The organism is Actinomyces graevenitzii C83 (assembly GCF_000239695.1).
Taxonomy (GTDB): Bacteria; Actinomycetota; Actinomycetes; order Actinomycetales; family Actinomycetaceae; genus Actinomyces; species Actinomyces graevenitzii.
This window is the reverse complement of record NZ_JH470338.1, coordinates 197243-211501: the sequence shown is the minus strand read 5'-3', so window position 1 is coordinate 211501 and position 14259 is coordinate 197243. Positions and strand designations below refer to the sequence as shown.

General features: G+C 59.8%; 12 protein-coding genes. 6 read left to right on the top strand and 6 right to left on the bottom strand.

What is annotated here, in order from left to right; all coding sequences use genetic code 11:
* Positions 1-8: 8 nt before the first annotated feature.
* The 3 genes from HMPREF0045_RS00945 to HMPREF0045_RS00935 all read right to left on the bottom strand — a co-directional run bounded on the left by HMPREF0045_RS00945 (position 9) and on the right by HMPREF0045_RS00935 (position 2928).
* The gene (locus tag HMPREF0045_RS00945) at positions 9-863 is read right to left on the bottom strand and encodes a ComEA family DNA-binding protein (protein ID WP_005984630.1); all 855 of its coding nucleotides are present in this window, start codon (positions 861-863) and stop codon (positions 9-11) included.
* 260 nt (positions 864-1123) lie between these two features.
* A complete protein-coding gene (locus HMPREF0045_RS00940; protein ID WP_005984628.1) occupies positions 1124-2248 on the bottom strand; it encodes an aldose 1-epimerase in 1125 nt (374 codons plus the stop codon).
* Between the two features lie 224 nt (positions 2249-2472).
* A complete protein-coding gene (locus HMPREF0045_RS00935; RefSeq protein WP_005984625.1) occupies positions 2473-2928 on the bottom strand; it encodes a Dps family protein in 456 nt (151 codons plus the stop codon).
* 630 nt (positions 2929-3558) lie between these two features.
* Between HMPREF0045_RS00935 and HMPREF0045_RS00930 the strand changes: the two genes are divergently transcribed.
* The gene (locus HMPREF0045_RS00930) at positions 3559-3903 is read left to right on the top strand and encodes a hypothetical protein (RefSeq protein WP_005984623.1); all 345 of its coding nucleotides are present in this window, start codon (positions 3559-3561) and stop codon (positions 3901-3903) included.
* A 122-nt stretch (positions 3904-4025) separates the two neighbouring features.
* Positions 4026-6968 carry a leucine--tRNA ligase gene (locus HMPREF0045_RS00925; protein WP_005984621.1) on the top strand — a complete coding sequence of 981 codons (2943 nt, stop codon included), beginning with the start codon at positions 4026-4028 and terminating at the stop codon, positions 6966-6968.
* Between the two features lie 260 nt (positions 6969-7228).
* Here HMPREF0045_RS00925 and HMPREF0045_RS00920 read toward each other — a convergent pair whose 3' ends face one another.
* Complete coding sequence (locus tag HMPREF0045_RS00920; RefSeq protein WP_005984619.1) at positions 7229-7819, bottom strand: GNAT family N-acetyltransferase; 591 nt, start codon at positions 7817-7819, stop codon at positions 7229-7231.
* Between the two features lie 149 nt (positions 7820-7968).
* Here HMPREF0045_RS00920 and dusB point away from each other — a divergent pair, with 149 nt between their 5' ends.
* Positions 7969-9249 carry a tRNA dihydrouridine synthase DusB gene (dusB, locus tag HMPREF0045_RS00915; protein ID WP_269146529.1) on the top strand — a complete coding sequence of 427 codons (1281 nt, stop codon included), beginning with the start codon at positions 7969-7971 and terminating at the stop codon, positions 9247-9249.
* On the opposite strand, the gene HMPREF0045_RS00910 is transcribed toward dusB, so the two are convergent.
* Both HMPREF0045_RS00910 and HMPREF0045_RS00905 read right to left on the bottom strand, forming a co-directional pair.
* On the bottom strand, positions 9246-10748 hold the full coding sequence (locus tag HMPREF0045_RS00910) for a YibE/F family protein (RefSeq protein WP_005984614.1): 1503 nt from the start codon (positions 10746-10748) through the stop codon (positions 9246-9248). The two genes, dusB and HMPREF0045_RS00910, sit on opposite strands and share 4 nt — an antisense overlap.
* Positions 10749-12143, bottom strand: a complete 1395-nt coding sequence (locus HMPREF0045_RS00905; protein ID WP_005984613.1) for a glycine--tRNA ligase — start codon at positions 12141-12143, stop codon at positions 10749-10751. It lies immediately after the preceding gene.
* A gap of 189 nt (positions 12144-12332) precedes the next feature.
* Between HMPREF0045_RS00905 and HMPREF0045_RS00900 the strand changes: the two genes are divergently transcribed.
* The 3 genes from HMPREF0045_RS00900 to HMPREF0045_RS11190 are packed head-to-tail and all read left to right on the top strand — an operon-like array spanning position 12333 to position 14253.
* The gene (locus HMPREF0045_RS00900; RefSeq protein WP_005984611.1) at positions 12333-13328 is read left to right on the top strand and encodes a metal ABC transporter substrate-binding protein; all 996 of its coding nucleotides are present in this window, start codon (positions 12333-12335) and stop codon (positions 13326-13328) included.
* Positions 13325-13903 (top strand): metal ABC transporter ATP-binding protein, encoded by a 579-nt coding sequence (locus HMPREF0045_RS11195; RefSeq protein ID WP_005984609.1) that lies wholly within the window; start codon positions 13325-13327, stop codon positions 13901-13903. Before HMPREF0045_RS00900 ends, HMPREF0045_RS11195 begins: the two co-directional genes overlap by 4 nt.
* Entirely contained in the window at positions 13876-14253 is a 378-nt protein-coding gene (locus HMPREF0045_RS11190; protein WP_005984607.1) for a P-loop NTPase family protein, read from the top strand. Before HMPREF0045_RS11195 ends, HMPREF0045_RS11190 begins: the two co-directional genes overlap by 28 nt.
* Positions 14254-14259 lie beyond the last annotated feature (6 nt).

Sequence of the window (14259 nt, the reverse complement as noted above, 5' to 3'; positions counted from 1 at the left end):
CAGTCGTTTTAGACGCGGGCATGACTTTTGATCTGGGCTAGTTTGGCTGCGCCAATGCCGGGAACTTTAGTTAGATCATCTACGCTGGTAAAAGGCCCATTGGCGGTGCGATAGTCAATAATTTTTTGGGCAATGGCCGGGCCTATCCCGGGTAGTTGGGTTAGCTGCGTGGCGTTGGCGGTGTTGATGTTTACAAGTCCTTGCCCTTCAGCGTCACTGCCAGCGTCGGCGCCGTCGGCGCTGGTACAAGACTGCCCTTCACAGCCTTGGCCATTTGAAGCAGCCAGTGGCGGGGCGCTTTCACCTTGGGAGAGCACATAGAGTTTTTGGCCGTCATGGAGTTTGGCGGCGCGGTTTATGCGGTGAGCATCTGCTTGCGGACTTAAACCTCCAGCCGCTGCCAGAGCGGCTTGCACTCGCGAGCCAGGTGGAAGTTTGTATAGGCCAGGGTGAGCCACGGCGCCGTCGACATCAACCACTATTTGCCCCGAGCCAGCCGCGCCGTCTCCACCAGCCGCACTGCCCCCGCTGGCACTAGCTGTAGCCCCGCCTGAACTGGTTGGGCTGGTTACCCCGCCCCCTGGCCCGAGAGCTGGACTTCTAGCAGAGGCCTGGGCCGAGGCCGCCGATGCGCTCCTGGCAGTCCCTAGACTCTGGGCATGGCTGGTGGCAGTTTTTGCACCGGTTTGGGCCCGGCTGGGCTCTGAGCTGGTTATGAACAGCTGCCAGGCGGCAATCAGCAAACCCAGCGCTATCAGTGTTATTCCGCCCCAAAGCGCGGCTTTTGCTCCCATGGCTACCCGGTAGGGGCGTTCAACCTGCTCATGGTCGCCGCTGTAGGCCACGCGGATGAAATCTTGCATGGCCCGTTTTTGTCTAGTGCCCATAGGCACACTATGAACCTGGCCAGCAATCGCCAGCTACCGGGGTGTGGATAGGCCTGTGTGGGCGAAAAATTTATCCCCCTGTGCAAAAAGTGGTTATTGCCGACGGCGTCGCCCCAAACGAAGTACGGCGGGCACCCATAAGGCACCCGCCGTCAACGTTACGCAGCAGCTCAAAGGCCGCCAGCTAGAAAATCAGGGAAACCGACCAGCCTCAGTTGCCAAAAGTCAGCGAAAAACTAGCTCACGTAGTCAACACTGGTGTGCAGGCTCCTGGTCTGGCCTGGCTCTAGCTCCATCACCTGCGGGATCCGCTTGAAAGCGTTGGTCATTGCCCAGCACGGCTCTAAAGCAAGACTTTGACGCTTACGCGTGGGCAAAGTGTCGCCAGTGAAGGCGTGCACAACCGAGTGGGCCACGGGCGTGTCTTGGGTGAGCACCAAGTGCCCCTGCGAGCCAACCACATAGCTGCGGATCAGGCCATCTTTGTCAGTCCAAAGATCAGTCCAGGAAGTATCTACCTCCCAGCCTTTAAGCTCCACAATGATGCGTCCGCACTGGCTGTGAGCGTAGTCAGCCTCTTTAAAAGCCTGCGAGCCCTCCAACGGAATCAGCATGTCGTCGCTGACAACCTCAGTTTTTGCCGGCAGTTCCATGTAAAGCGAGTCCAGGCCCTGGTCGGTAATGGCGTTGGCGTGGAAGTAAGGGTGCCAGCCCAGGCCCACCGGCACAGTAACATCGGCCAGGTTGCGGGCGTTTATCTCCAATTCGAGGCGGTAGCCCTGGTAGCCCTGTTCAGGGGCCTTTTCGTGGATCCGGTAGGTGACCCTCACGTCAATCGGCCAGGGGTAGCCTTCTACGCCGCCGGTAACGGTGTGCAGGGTTAGGCTGGCTGGGTCCTGGCCGTCGTCGATGCGCTCAAAATCGGTGTTTAGCATCAGGCCGTGGTTGGCTTCGCGGCTACCGTCAGGGGCGGGGCCAAGATCGTATTCTTGCCCCATCCAGGTGTAGCGGGCGTTTTGGATGCGGTTTGACCAGGGAGCCATGACGGCGCAGCGGCAGCCCGCACCGCTTTCCATATCGGCTTGGTCGCTGTAACCATCAATTACCGGTACGCCTGCGCAGTTCCAGTCCAAAACTACCGCGCCTCGGGCGGCGATTAGGGCGCTAGCCTCGCCGGCGTTAAGGCGCCAGGTAGTGCCGGTGAAAAGGCTGGAATCTAGGGGTGCTTGGGCGGGGCGGCTGAAAGCTTCTGGGGCTTTGGAACCGGCGACGTCGTCAATGCAGCTAGTTTTACAGCTAGGCTCAGGCGCGTTCTGGGCCGATGATTCTGAAATGGAGTCTGAACTCACTTCTTTGTGCATAGCATCACTTTAGCGCTTTTGTGGTCCACTGTGAAAGCCTTTGCCGCCACTTACGGGCTGGACTCACCCTCGCCAAGACCCCGCCCCTCAGACTGACCTGCCCCTTAGGCACAGAAAAGCCCCGACCATCGCTTGATGATCAGGGCTTTAAAGCTGTCTGCTTTAGAGCTCTCTAGAGAGCACCTAAATCAGAGTCCAAATCAGGCTTGCAACCAAGCTTGCTATCAGGCCTGCTCTTCGGCGGAGACGCGCAGCATCCAAGCGTGCTTCTCCAGGCCGGTGGCAATGCCGATCAGCATGTCGTTGCTCAGGTGGTCGTACTCGTCAACCTCGTCCAGGGTGGCCTTGATGCGGTTGGCAACACCCTCCAGGCGCTCCTGGATCATGACGGTGGCCTTGTCGGTGGGCAGCACGCCGCCGTCGATGGGCTCAACCTGGGAGTCGGCGGCTACGGTGGCAGCGCGACCGTCCGGGATGGCCTGGATGGCAGTCATACGCTCGGCAACGTCGTCGGCGGCTAGGCGAACCTCGTCGACGATCTCGTCTAGGTGCAGGTGTAGGGAACGGAAGCCGGAGCCGGCAATGTTCCAGTGGGCCTGCTTGGCCTGCAGGCTTAGGTCGGTCAGGTCAACGAGGGCCTGCTGTAGGGCCTTAACTACTACGGGGTTGGGCTGAGTCATCTTCATTCTCCTCTTCTTAAAAGTCTTTGGCGCGTCTCGCGGGGCGGGCGCGGCTGGCTAGCTGCGGGCCATCGCCTCACGAAAGCGTTAACTCAATCTAAGCTCATTTAATTCCCACTGTGAAGGGCTCGTGCTGCTTTACTCACCTGGGACTAAGGTCCATCTGAGGTTGTTAAGCCTTACTTGACCCGCAGTTTTCTAATAACGACGCCGCCTTACGCTCCCCGCTAGGCCCACCACTGCCCCTGTGCTGAATAGGCTTACCTTTTACGTCAGTTTTTATGGGCGACGACGCCGCTCGCCTCACTTGCACCTAGCTGCCCAGCCACTTGCACCCAGCCACCCAGCCCACTTACACCTGACCGCTCAGCCGCGAGCGCCGTCGGGACTAAATCCCCAGCCCACAGGCGCCATGAATAGCCCGCACGTGTCGCACTCAACCCCAAATACCCTGCCAAACCAGATGAACACCCTAGACAGAAGAGTCCACCACCCCGAGAAGTAGTCAAGCCTAGATACAAATACAGTATTGAAACATAATCAAAGAAGCACTAAAATATCTTTAAGTAGAAAAGAGGATGTCGTGGACACAACCTTAAAAGTCCGCCTCTCCGGGCAAGCAGACCAGAAATGAAAACCTCAATTGGATCTGTAACAGGAAAGATTGATCGTATAAACACGCGTGGCGGATGCGAGTTTGGCCTTATCGATGAGACTGAAAAGCATCCGGTCAGAGTGATTTTCCAAACCAATCAACTAGAAGAGATTAAGCAACTAGTAGGAAAACGGGTATGTGTCCGTGGGGAACTAACCCGTAACCAACAGGGACGCAAAGAATCATTGCAGATGCGCCGCATTGAAAAGATAGAAGATCACGCAGATCTACCCACGGTCGATGATCTGGTGGGGATCTGGCAGACTCCTCACCAGACAATGAGTGCTGAGGAAATTGTCCAGGAGATGCGCCGTGCCTAGCAGCAAATCAGCTAAGTCAGCGTTTCTGTAACCCCGCACTCATTCAGCGGACGGGGCAACAGCGCCGCCGATGGCATGAACTACACTTATGCCATTAAATATCTGCAGAAAAGGAAGTACCGATGCCTGCAAGCGCCGACAACCCCACTCCTTATCGTTACAACGCAGCTCTGGCTGAGTCCATTGAGCTAGATTGGCAGCGTTACTGGGATGAAAATGGCACCTTCTATGCTGACAACCCGGTAGGGCCGCTAGCCGGAGAGCGTTCCCAGCGCGAGAAGTTCTTCCTCCTGGACATGTTCCCCTACCCCTCTGGTAAGGGTCTGCACGTAGGTCACCCCCTGGGTTACCTGGCCACTGACGTGGTTGCCCGCTTCAACCGTATGCAGGGCAAGAACGTGCTTTACACCATGGGCTATGACGCCTTTGGTTTGCCCGCCGAGCAGTACGCCGTGCAGACTGGCCAGCACCCGCGTATTTCCACTGAGGCCAACATTGCCAACATGCGTCGCCAGCTGCACCGCATGGGTATGAGCCACGACCCGCGCCGCTCTATTGCCACCATTGACGTTGACTATGTGCGCTGGACCCAGTGGATTTTCTTGCAGGTATTCAACTCCTGGTTTGACCCGCAGGCGCCGCGTCGTGACGGTCGCGGCTTGGGTGCGGCCCGCCCGGTCAGCGAGCTGCGTCAGAAGCTGGCTAACGGCGAGGTTGAGCTGCCTAAGGACATTGCTGACTCGCGCAGCTGGGATGAGCTCAGCGCGCTGGAGCAGAGCCGCGTGGTTGACTCTTTCCGCCTGGCTTATGTGGCTGAGGTGCCGGTTAACTGGTGTCCGGGCCTGGGTACGGTGCTGGCCAACGAGGAGGTCACCTCTGATGGTCGCTCTGAGCGCGGTAACTTCCCGGTTTTCAAGCGCAACCTGCGCCAGTGGATGATGCGTATCACCGCTTATGGTGAGCGTCTGGCTGATGACCTGGACACTGTGGACTGGCCTGACAAGGTGCGTTCTATGCAGCGCAATTGGATTGGTCGCTCTGAGGGTGCCCAGGTTGATTTTGCGGTTAGCGGCCAGGGTGTGGATGGCGGTCAGATCACCGTGTTCACCACCCGCCCTGACACTCTCTTTGGCGCTACCTTCACGGTTGTGGCCCCTGAGCACCCGCTTTTGGGTGGCACTTACCCTGCTGCTCCCGACGACGCCGCCGCGCTTAAGGTCCCTTCGGCTTGGCCTGAGGGCACTCGCGAGGAGTGGAAGGGTGGCTACGCCACCCCGGTTGAGGCTGTAGCCGCCTACCGCGCCCAGGCTGCGCGCGCTTCTGAAGCTGACCGTACTGACGCAGACCACGAAAAGACTGGTGTGTTTACTGGCCTGTGGGCCACCAACCCGGTTAACGGCAAGCAGCTGCCACTGTTCATCGCCGACTATGTGCTGATGGGCTACGGTACCGGTGCGATTATGGCTGTGCCCGCACACGACCAGCGCGACTGGGACTTTGCCCGCGCCTTCAACCTGGACATTGTCCAGACCATCGGCCCGGCCAAGGACCCGCGCGGCATTAACCTGGACGAAAAGGCTTACGTGGGTGACGGCGTCGCTGTTGACTCAGCTAACGCTGAGGTGAGCCTGGACGGCCTGGGTAAGGAAGCAGCTAAGGCCAAGATGATCGCCTGGCTGGAAGAAAAGGGCTACGGACGCGGCGCTATCACCTACCGCCTGCGTGACTGGCTGTTCTCGCGCCAGCGCTACTGGGGTGAGCCCTTCCCGATCGTGTGGGATGAGGAAGGCGGCGTGCACGCCCTGCCTGAGTCGATGCTGCCGATTGAACTGCCTGAAGTTACCAACTACTCCCCCACCACCTATGACCCAGAGGATGCTTCCTCCTCACCTGAGCCGCCGCTGGGGCGCGCTCGCGAATGGGTTGAGGTTGAGCTTGACCTGGGTGACGGCCCACGCGTCTACTACCGTGAAACCAACACCATGCCCCAGTGGGCTGGTTCTTGCTGGTACGAGATGCGTTACATTGACCCGCACAACTCTCAGGCTCTAATTGACCCGGCTAACGAGGCTTACTGGATGGGTCCGCGTCCCGAGGTTGGCAACACTTCGGGTGGTACCGACCTTTACATCGGTGGCGTCGAGCACGCGGTGCTGCACCTGCTGTACTCGCGTTTCTGGCACAAGGTGCTGTTTGACCTGGGCTTTGTCTCTTCCTCTGAGCCTTACCACAAGCTGTTCAACCAGGGTTACGTGCAGGCCTACGCCTACAAGGACAAGCGCGACCAGTATGTGCCCGCAGATGAGGTTGTGGAAGAGGAAGACGGCAGCTTCACCTGGCATGGTGAGCCCGTTAAGCGTGAATACGGCAAGATGGGTAAGAGCCTGAAGAACATCGTCACCCCTGATGACATGTATGAGGCTTATGGCGCCGACACCTTCCGTGTTTACGAGATGAGCATGGCTCCCCTGGACATGGACCGCCCCTGGGAGACCCGCGCGGTGGTTGGTTCGCAGCGTTTCTTGCAGCGCCTGTGGCGTAACGCCATTGATGAGGTCACCGGCGAGCTGGTGATCAGCGAAGATGAGCCTGACTTGGCCACCAAGAAGCTGGTTGCGCGCACTATTGCTGGGGTAACCGAGGATTACGCCAACATGCGCCTGAACACGGCTATCGCCAAGCTGATTGTGCTCAACAACCACCTGACTTCCATTAAGGCAGTGCCGCGTGAAGCTATCGAAGCCCTGGTTTTGATGGTTTCCCCGGTGGCCCCCCACATTGCTGAGGAGCTGTGGAAGCGCCTGGGTCACGAGAACTCTTTGGCCCGCGAGCCCTTCCCCACTGTTTCCGACGCCGCCCTGCTTAAGGCTGACGCCGTCACCTGCGTGATTCAGGTGGCTGGCAAGGTGCGCGACAAGCTTGAGGTTGACCCTGACATTGACCCGGCTGAGCTTGAGCGCCTGGCCCTGCAGGCCCCCGGTGTTAAGCGCACCCTGGGTGACAGCGAGATCCGCAAGGTGATCGTGCGCGCCCCCAAGCTGGTCAGCATTGTCCCGGCCAAGTAAGCAGCTTTGGCTAGCTCAAGCGCTTTGATTAGCTCAGGCGCTTTGGCCGGCTAACCGCTTTGGCTGGCTAGGCGCTTGAGCTGGGCGGGGCGTGGTTAACGCGCCGCCCACGCAAGCCAGCTAGTAGCTAAACATGGTGGCCCCGGCTAACAGCCGGGGCCACTTGTTTTGGTATTGGCGCCGCTTTGGCGCGGTTTGGGCCAGTGCTGGTTTTGTCCGCTCTGGTCCAGCTTCACGCGCCGGCCTGGGCCAGCGCGGTTTTAGGCGTCGCAAGCAGGGGCGATGTCTTGGCGTTGGCGCCATTCGCTTTCCAAGATGCCCATCAGGATTCGGTCAAAGTAGCGTCCCATGTGGTAGACCACTTCGCGGCGGCGTCCTTCAGTTACAAAACCTACAGATTCATATAGGCAAATGGCTCTCTGGTTGTAGTCATAGACTTCCAGCTCAACCTTGTGTGCGTTGTACTCTTCAAAAGCTAGACGCAGTGCGAGTAGCAAAGCTTCGCGGCCATAGCCACGGTGCTGGTGGCCTGGGGCGACAGTTATTTCCAACGTAGCGCAGCGCACAGGAGATTTAATTCCATAGATGGTGATAGTGCCTACCACCTGGCCATCTAAGGTTTCAACAGTGCAGGTAAAGCCGCTGGCAGGGTCTTCAACCCGCCACATTTTGAAAAGGTTTTCTAGCTGGTCAGCGTTGAAGGGCATAAACAGATCGTTTTGCCCAATGGACACCGCAGCTTCGTTATTCCAGGCACCGTAAATGTCCCAGTCAGAATCTTTAACGGGGCGCAGGCGAACCTTAGCCCCTTCAAGCATGGCTTGGCGCCAGCGGAGCAGGTTCTTGTACATACTCTAAGTGTACAAAGACTGCGACAATAATTTGTCAGACACTTTTCTATAGGGGGATATGTGCACTATGTTTGCCAAGTCGTGGCGGTAACAGTCAAAGACCATGTGGGCATACCTATAAGAATGTATGTAAGGATTGAGGCGTGAGCGTGCCCCAAAATTTATCTGCCACCCCAAGCAGCCCCTCTGAAACACCAAGCCACCAGGCGCAAGTCAAAATCGGCCCCCACACGCTGGCCACCCCGGTGGAGTTAGCGCCGATGGCGGGGGTCACTAACGCTTCTTTTAGGCGTCTTTGCCGCGAATTTGCTGAATCAGCCCTGCCTGAGCAGCTGCGCCCGGCTAGCAGCGGCCAGATCCCCTACGACGGCGGCCTGCTGGCCCCGGCGGGCTTGTTTGTTACCGAAATGGTCACTACCCGCGCCCTGGTGGAGCGCAACCCTAAAACTTTGCAGATGGTGCGCACTGACCCCACTGAGCGCCTGCGTTCAATCCAGCTTTACGGGGTTGACCCTAATGTAACCGCCCAGGCGGTAGAGATTTTGGTGCGCGAAAACCTGGCCGACCACATTGATTTGAACTTTGGTTGCCCCGTGCCCAAGGTGACGCGTAAAGGTGGTGGCTCAGCTCTGCCTTGGAAGCGTGACTTGTTTAAAGCCCTGGTTAATGCGGCAGTGCAGGCAGCCAAGTCCGCTAGCGACAAGCGTGACTTTGAGGTGCCGGTGACCATCAAAATGCGTATCGGCATTGATGATGACCACATCACCTATCTAGACAGTGCCCGGGAGGCTGAGGATGCGGGTGTAAGCGCCATCGCCCTACATGCGCGCACCGCCCAGCAGCACTATTCGGGTAGCGCCCAGTGGGATTACATTGGCACTCTTAAGCAGGCGGTTAGTGTGCCCGTGCTGGGTAATGGGGATATTTGGGTTGGTGACGACGCCGTTAACATGCTGGCTGCTACCGGCGCCGACGGCGTCGTGGTGGGCCGGGGCTGTCAGGGGCGCCCCTGGCTGTTTGCTGACCTGGTACATGCTTTGCACGGCAGCAGTAAGCGCACCCACCCTGATTTGGCGGCGGTGCTTGAGGTGATCCGCCGCCACGCGGATCTGCTTAGCGACGAGATTGGCCCCGACCGCGCCATTCGGGACCTGCGTAAACACATTGGCTGGTATTTGAAGGGTTACAGCGTGGGCGGAGAGGCCCGTAACGCCCTGATGCGGGTGAGCACCCGCGAAGAATTAGAGCAGCGCCTGTCCGCCCTGGATGCTTCAGCCCCTTACCCCGGCGACGCCGCTGAGCGCCCTCGGGGTCGGGCTGGTCACGCTAAACGCCCGCATCTGCCTGATGGCTGGCTGGACTCGCCTTACTTAACTGAAGCTCAAGCCCGCCAGCTGCATCTGGCAGAAAGCGACGTTTCCGGCGGCTAAGCGCCAGGTGCGCCGGCGCTGCTAGTGCCCCTGGCGCTAGCGCCGCCATTGTCAGCGCGGTGGGAGCCCCTATGGGAGGAGCCCCGATGGGAGCTGCCGGCCTTTACAGTGTCAGCGCCAGAGCTTTCGGTTGGCACACCGGCGCCGTCGGCAATGGCAGCTTTGTCGGCGGTGCGCACGCTCAAGAACGCCGCGATAAGCGTCGTCGCCGGGATAGCCAGCACCAAACCGATGGAAGAAACCAGCGTACGCACTACCTCCTCAGCGATTTCCCCACTGAGCACAGTGGCCCAAACTGAGCGGTCAATCAGCGCCGCCACCATAATCAGCGGCAGGGCGCTACCGGCGTAGGCGAAAGCCAGGGTGTAGACGGTGGAGGCGATATGGTCGCGGCCAATACGCATCGCCACCCGCGCTAGTTTCCATGTGCCCATAGTGGGGTTGGCACCGTGCAGCTCCCACACCGCTGAGGCCTGGGTGATGGTTACGTCGTTAAGCACGCCCAAACCAGCCAGCACCATGCCGCACACCAACAGCGCCGACATGTTAATCCCCGGCACGGAAGTAGTCAGCGCAATGGCGTCCTCACTACTAGCCCCGTTTAGGTGGGCGTAGATGGCGCTTAGCTGAGCCAAAATCACTGTCACCACCAGCCCGGCCACGGTTCCCAGCAGCGCGGTTGTGGTGCGCACGCTAACCCCGTGGGCCAGGTAGAGGGCCAAAATCAGCATGGCTAGCGCGCAAACACACACCACCACTACCGGATTGGTGCCCGCCAACAGGGCCGGGATCATTACCCCCACCAGCACCGCCAACGCCGCAGCTAGGCCCAGGATGGAAAGCACACCCTTACGCCCGGCTACGGCCACCACAACCACCAGGTACACCAGGGCTAGGATCCCCACCGGCAGGGCGCGCTCAAAATCAATGAAAATGAACGGCGTGCCGGCGCTGATAGCGGCCGGGGTGTACATGGCGTTGACCTGGTCGCCCACAGAGACAAACTTGCGTGACTCGGTGGGCACGTGGATTGGCACCACCAGGCCCTTGCCCTTGCCTTTGATGACTTTGGCGCACACGGCGTCTTTAAGCAGGCTACTGTCCGCGCTGGAAGTGGCCCCGCTGGTGCTCGCGTTGGTCCCGGCCCCATCAGTGCCGACGCCGCCCGAGCCGTTAGAGCCAGAGCTGCCAGTCCCGGCGCCGTCGGCCCCACTAGAGCCAGCGGAACCAGTAGTGCCGTAACCGCTTTGCATCCCCCCAAAAACACCCTGGCAGCCGGTCACATCCAAACTAGTGACCTCCAGGCGCGCCAAAGAAGAGCCCTGAGACAAAAACGCCCGCGAACCCATCTTGGTGTTTGTGCTTGGGTAGATAGCCACCAGGCCAATCAGGGCCACCAACACTAGCGGGACAACAATTGCCGCTAATAGCACACGCACCCGTTTAGCCTGTTGGGGGGCTAGTTCGGGTGCGTGGCCATGCCCGTGAGCATGAGACATTTAGCAGCCTACAAGACGCTCAGCTAGGTAACGCTGCACCTGGTCGAGCGGGATACGCTCTTGAACCATGGTGTCGCGCTCGCGGATGGTGACGGCGCCATCCTCCAGGGAGTCAAAGTCGTAGGTGATGCAGAAGGGGGTGCCGATCTCATCCTGGCGACGGTAGCGGCGACCCACCGCACCGGCGGCGTCGTACTCCACGTTCCAGAACTGACGCAGCTGGTCAGCCAGCTCGGAGGCGGGGCCGGTCAGCTCAGGCTTGCGAGACAGCGGCAGCACAGCGGCCTTGACCGGGCTCAGGCGCGGGTCAAGCTTGAGCACCACGCGCTTGTCTACCCCACCCTTGGTGTTGGGGGCCTCGTCCTCGGTGTAAGCATCCACCAGGAAGGCCATCAGCGAGCGGGTCAGACCGGCGGAGGGCTCAATTACGTAAGGCACCCAACGCTCGTTCTTGGTCTGGTCAAAGTAGCTTAGGTCCTTGCCGGAGTGCTCAGCGTGGGTCTTGAGGTCAAAGTCGGTGCGGTTGGCGATACCCTCCAGCTCGCCCCAGTCGCTGCCCTGGAAACCGAAACGGTATTCGATGTCCACGGTGCGCTTGGAGTAGTGGGAGAGCTTCTCCTTGGGGTGCTCGTAGAAACGCAGGTTTTCGGGGTCAATGCCCAGCCCCACGTACCAGGCCTTGCGGTAGTCAATCCAGTACTGGTGCCATTCTTCGTCCGTGCCCGGCTCCACGAAGAACTCCAGCTCCATCTGCTCAAATTCGCGGGTGCGGAAAATGAAGTTACCGGGGGTGATTTCGTTGCGGAAAGACTTACCCACCTGGCCAATACCAAACGGCGGCTTCTTACGCGCGGCGCTCATGACGTTGGCGAAGTTAACGAAAATACCCTGCGCAGTTTCGGGACGCAGGTAGTGCAGGCCGGCTTCATCATCTACCGGGCCCAGGAAGGTCTTAAGTAGCCCGGAGAAAGCCTTGGGCTCAGTGAACTGGCCGCGAGTGCCACAGTTGGGGCACACCAGGTCGCTTAGCGGCACCTCATCGGGGTTTTCCACGCCGTGCTTGGCGGCGTAGGCCTCCTGCAGGGTGTCTTCACGCAGACGCTTGTGGCAGGAGGTGCATTCGATTAGCGGGTCAGTGAAGGCCTTGACGTGACCGGAGGCCACCCACACCTCGCGCGGCAAGATCACGGAGGAGTCTAGCCCCACCACATCTGCACGGCTGCGCACCATGTACTGCCACCACTGGCGCTTGATGTTTTCTTTCAGCTCCACGCCGAGCGGGCCGTAATCCCAAGCTGAGCGGGTACCGCCGTAGATCTCTCCACAGGGGAATACGAATCCGCGTCGCTTAGCTAGGTTGATTACGTTATCTAGACGCGAGGGGGTTGAAGCCACGAGTTCTCCTTTTAGTTTCGTTGTCCACGCCTGGCTGGCGGGAACGATGCGCCCGGGCCAACAAACCCGCAGCGCTCCCTCTAGTTTAGTGGCTTTTGCTTATTGCCGACGACGCCGCTCGCGCCTGGGCCTGTGAGCTTGCGCCTGCGGGTGGCTGGCGAATTGACTAAGCCGGAGCCGTTACTGATAATGATTGTCATGAATATTAATCGTACTGCTTTACGTCGCCTGGCAGCCGCCACTGGAGTTTTGGCGCTGACCTTCTCAGCGGCCGCCTGTGGCTCTTCCACTACCTCTGAGGGTTCTTCCTCAGGCAAGATCAAGGTGGCCACTTCCTTCTACCCGGTTAACTACCTGGTGCAGTCGGTAGGTGGCAGCCACGTTGAGGCCAACTCGGTAACTCCCGCCAACGTAGAGCCGCACGATTTTGAGCTCTCCCCCAAGGACGTCACCAAGCTATCTAGCGCCAAGATGGTGGTTTATGTAGCCGGTTTCCAGTCCTCCCTAGATGATGCGGTCAAGCAGGTTTCTGGCCCCACCGTGGTGAACCTGGCCAGCTCGGTGAAGCTGGAAAAGCACGCCGACCACGACGGTGACGATCATGACCACGAGGCTGCGGCGTCGTCGTCGGCCACCGAAGCTGACCACGACGATCACGACCATGACCACGGCAGCACTGACCCGCACTTCTGGCTCGACCCCACCCGCATGGCTGACGCCGCCAAGCAGGTGCACGCGGCGCTAGTAAAGGCTGACCCTTCCCACAAGGCTGACTACGACGCCAACCTCAAAACCACCCTGGCTAAGCTGACCAAACTCGACACCAGCTACAAGCAGGGCCTGAGCCAGTGCACCCGCAAGACTTTCGTCACCAGCCACGCCGCATTTGGCTACCTAGCTGAGCGCTACGGACTAACCCAGGTTTCAGTCTCGGGTATTGACCCCGACTCCGAGCCCTCCCCCGCAGACATCGCCAAGGTCAAGCAGGTGGTTAAGCAGACCGGCACCACCACCATCTTCACTGAAGAGCTAGTTTCCCCCAAGACCGCCCAGGCCGTAGCTAAGGAAACCGGCGCCAAGACCTCGGTGCTTAGCCCCATCGAGTCCGCCCCCGAAAAGGGCGACTACGAGGGCGCCATGACCACCAACCTGACTAACCTACGTGAGGCTTTGAACTGCAAGTGAGCGCTGCACTTAAGCACGCCCACGCCAACTCCCCCGCTCAACCACCCCTGAAGGTGGATTCCATTGATGTAGTCATGGGTTCCACACATATTTTGCATCAGGTGTCGCTAACGGTTGAGCGCGGGGAGTCTGTGGCGTTATTGGGCGCTAACGGATGTGGAAAATCAACCCTAATTAAGGCCTGCCTGGGACTTTACCCTCTGGCGGATGGTGACGTGCAGCTTTTTGGCACTTCGCTGTCTAAACGCCACCAAGTGCCCTGGATGCGAGTGGGGTATGTGCCCCAGCGTGTCTCGGCCACAGCGGGCGTGCCCGCCACCGCCCTGGAGGTGGTGCGCTCGGGGCTGCTGGGCCCGGGGCGGCCTTTTGCCAGCTGGGGCGGAGGCGCTAAGGCGCAGGCCATGGAGGCTTTAGCCCAGGTGGGGCTGGCTAAACGCGCCAATGACCATGTGCAGGTGTTTTCTGGCGGCCAGGCTCAGCGCGTGATGATTGCTCGCGCCCTGGTGCGCCGCCCGCAGCTGCTGTTTTTGGATGAGCCCTTGGCGGGGTGGACCGTGCCAGCCGTCAGGGCTTAGCTGACTGCCTGGCCCAGCTGCGAGAGCAGGGCATCACCCTGGTCACGGTGCTGCATGAGATGGGTGAACTGGCCGGTCTGGTGGATCGCACCGTGACTTTGGCTGATGGGCGCGTGGTTGCCAGCCGCTCCTTGGCCGCCCATGAGCCGGGGCGCGATTCGAAGCGGGAGCCGGGGCGCGATTCGAAGCGGGAGCCGGGGCGCGGGCCAGAGCGCACCCCAGAGCGAGAGCCGGGCTACGGGCCAGAGCCAGACTGTGAGCCGGACTGTGACCACCTGGACCCGCATTCGGCCGCTCCAGCCTATGTGCACCACCACGCCCCTAACCTGCATCTAAACCAGGCTGATTGAGGAGGC

Coding starts and splice junctions, on each gene's coding strand:
- HMPREF0045_RS00945 (WP_005984630.1), bottom strand. CDS start 863: ATGCAAGATTTCATCCGCGTGGCCTACAGCGGCGACCATGAGCAGGTT.
- HMPREF0045_RS00930 (WP_005984623.1), top strand. CDS start 3,559: ATGAAAACCTCAATTGGATCTGTAACAGGAAAGATTGATCGTATAAAC.
- HMPREF0045_RS00940 (WP_005984628.1), bottom strand. CDS start 2,248: ATGCACAAAGAAGTGAGTTCAGACTCCATTTCAGAATCATCGGCCCAG.
- HMPREF0045_RS00920 (WP_005984619.1), bottom strand. CDS start 7,819: ATGTACAAGAACCTGCTCCGCTGGCGCCAAGCCATGCTTGAAGGGGCT.
- HMPREF0045_RS00935 (WP_005984625.1), bottom strand. CDS start 2,928: ATGACTCAGCCCAACCCCGTAGTAGTTAAGGCCCTACAGCAGGCCCTC.
- HMPREF0045_RS00910 (WP_005984614.1), bottom strand. CDS start 10,748: ATGTCTCATGCTCACGGGCATGGCCACGCACCCGAACTAGCCCCCCAA.
- HMPREF0045_RS00900 (WP_005984611.1), top strand. CDS start 12,333: ATGATTGTCATGAATATTAATCGTACTGCTTTACGTCGCCTGGCAGCC.
- HMPREF0045_RS00925 (WP_005984621.1), top strand. CDS start 4,026: ATGCCTGCAAGCGCCGACAACCCCACTCCTTATCGTTACAACGCAGCT.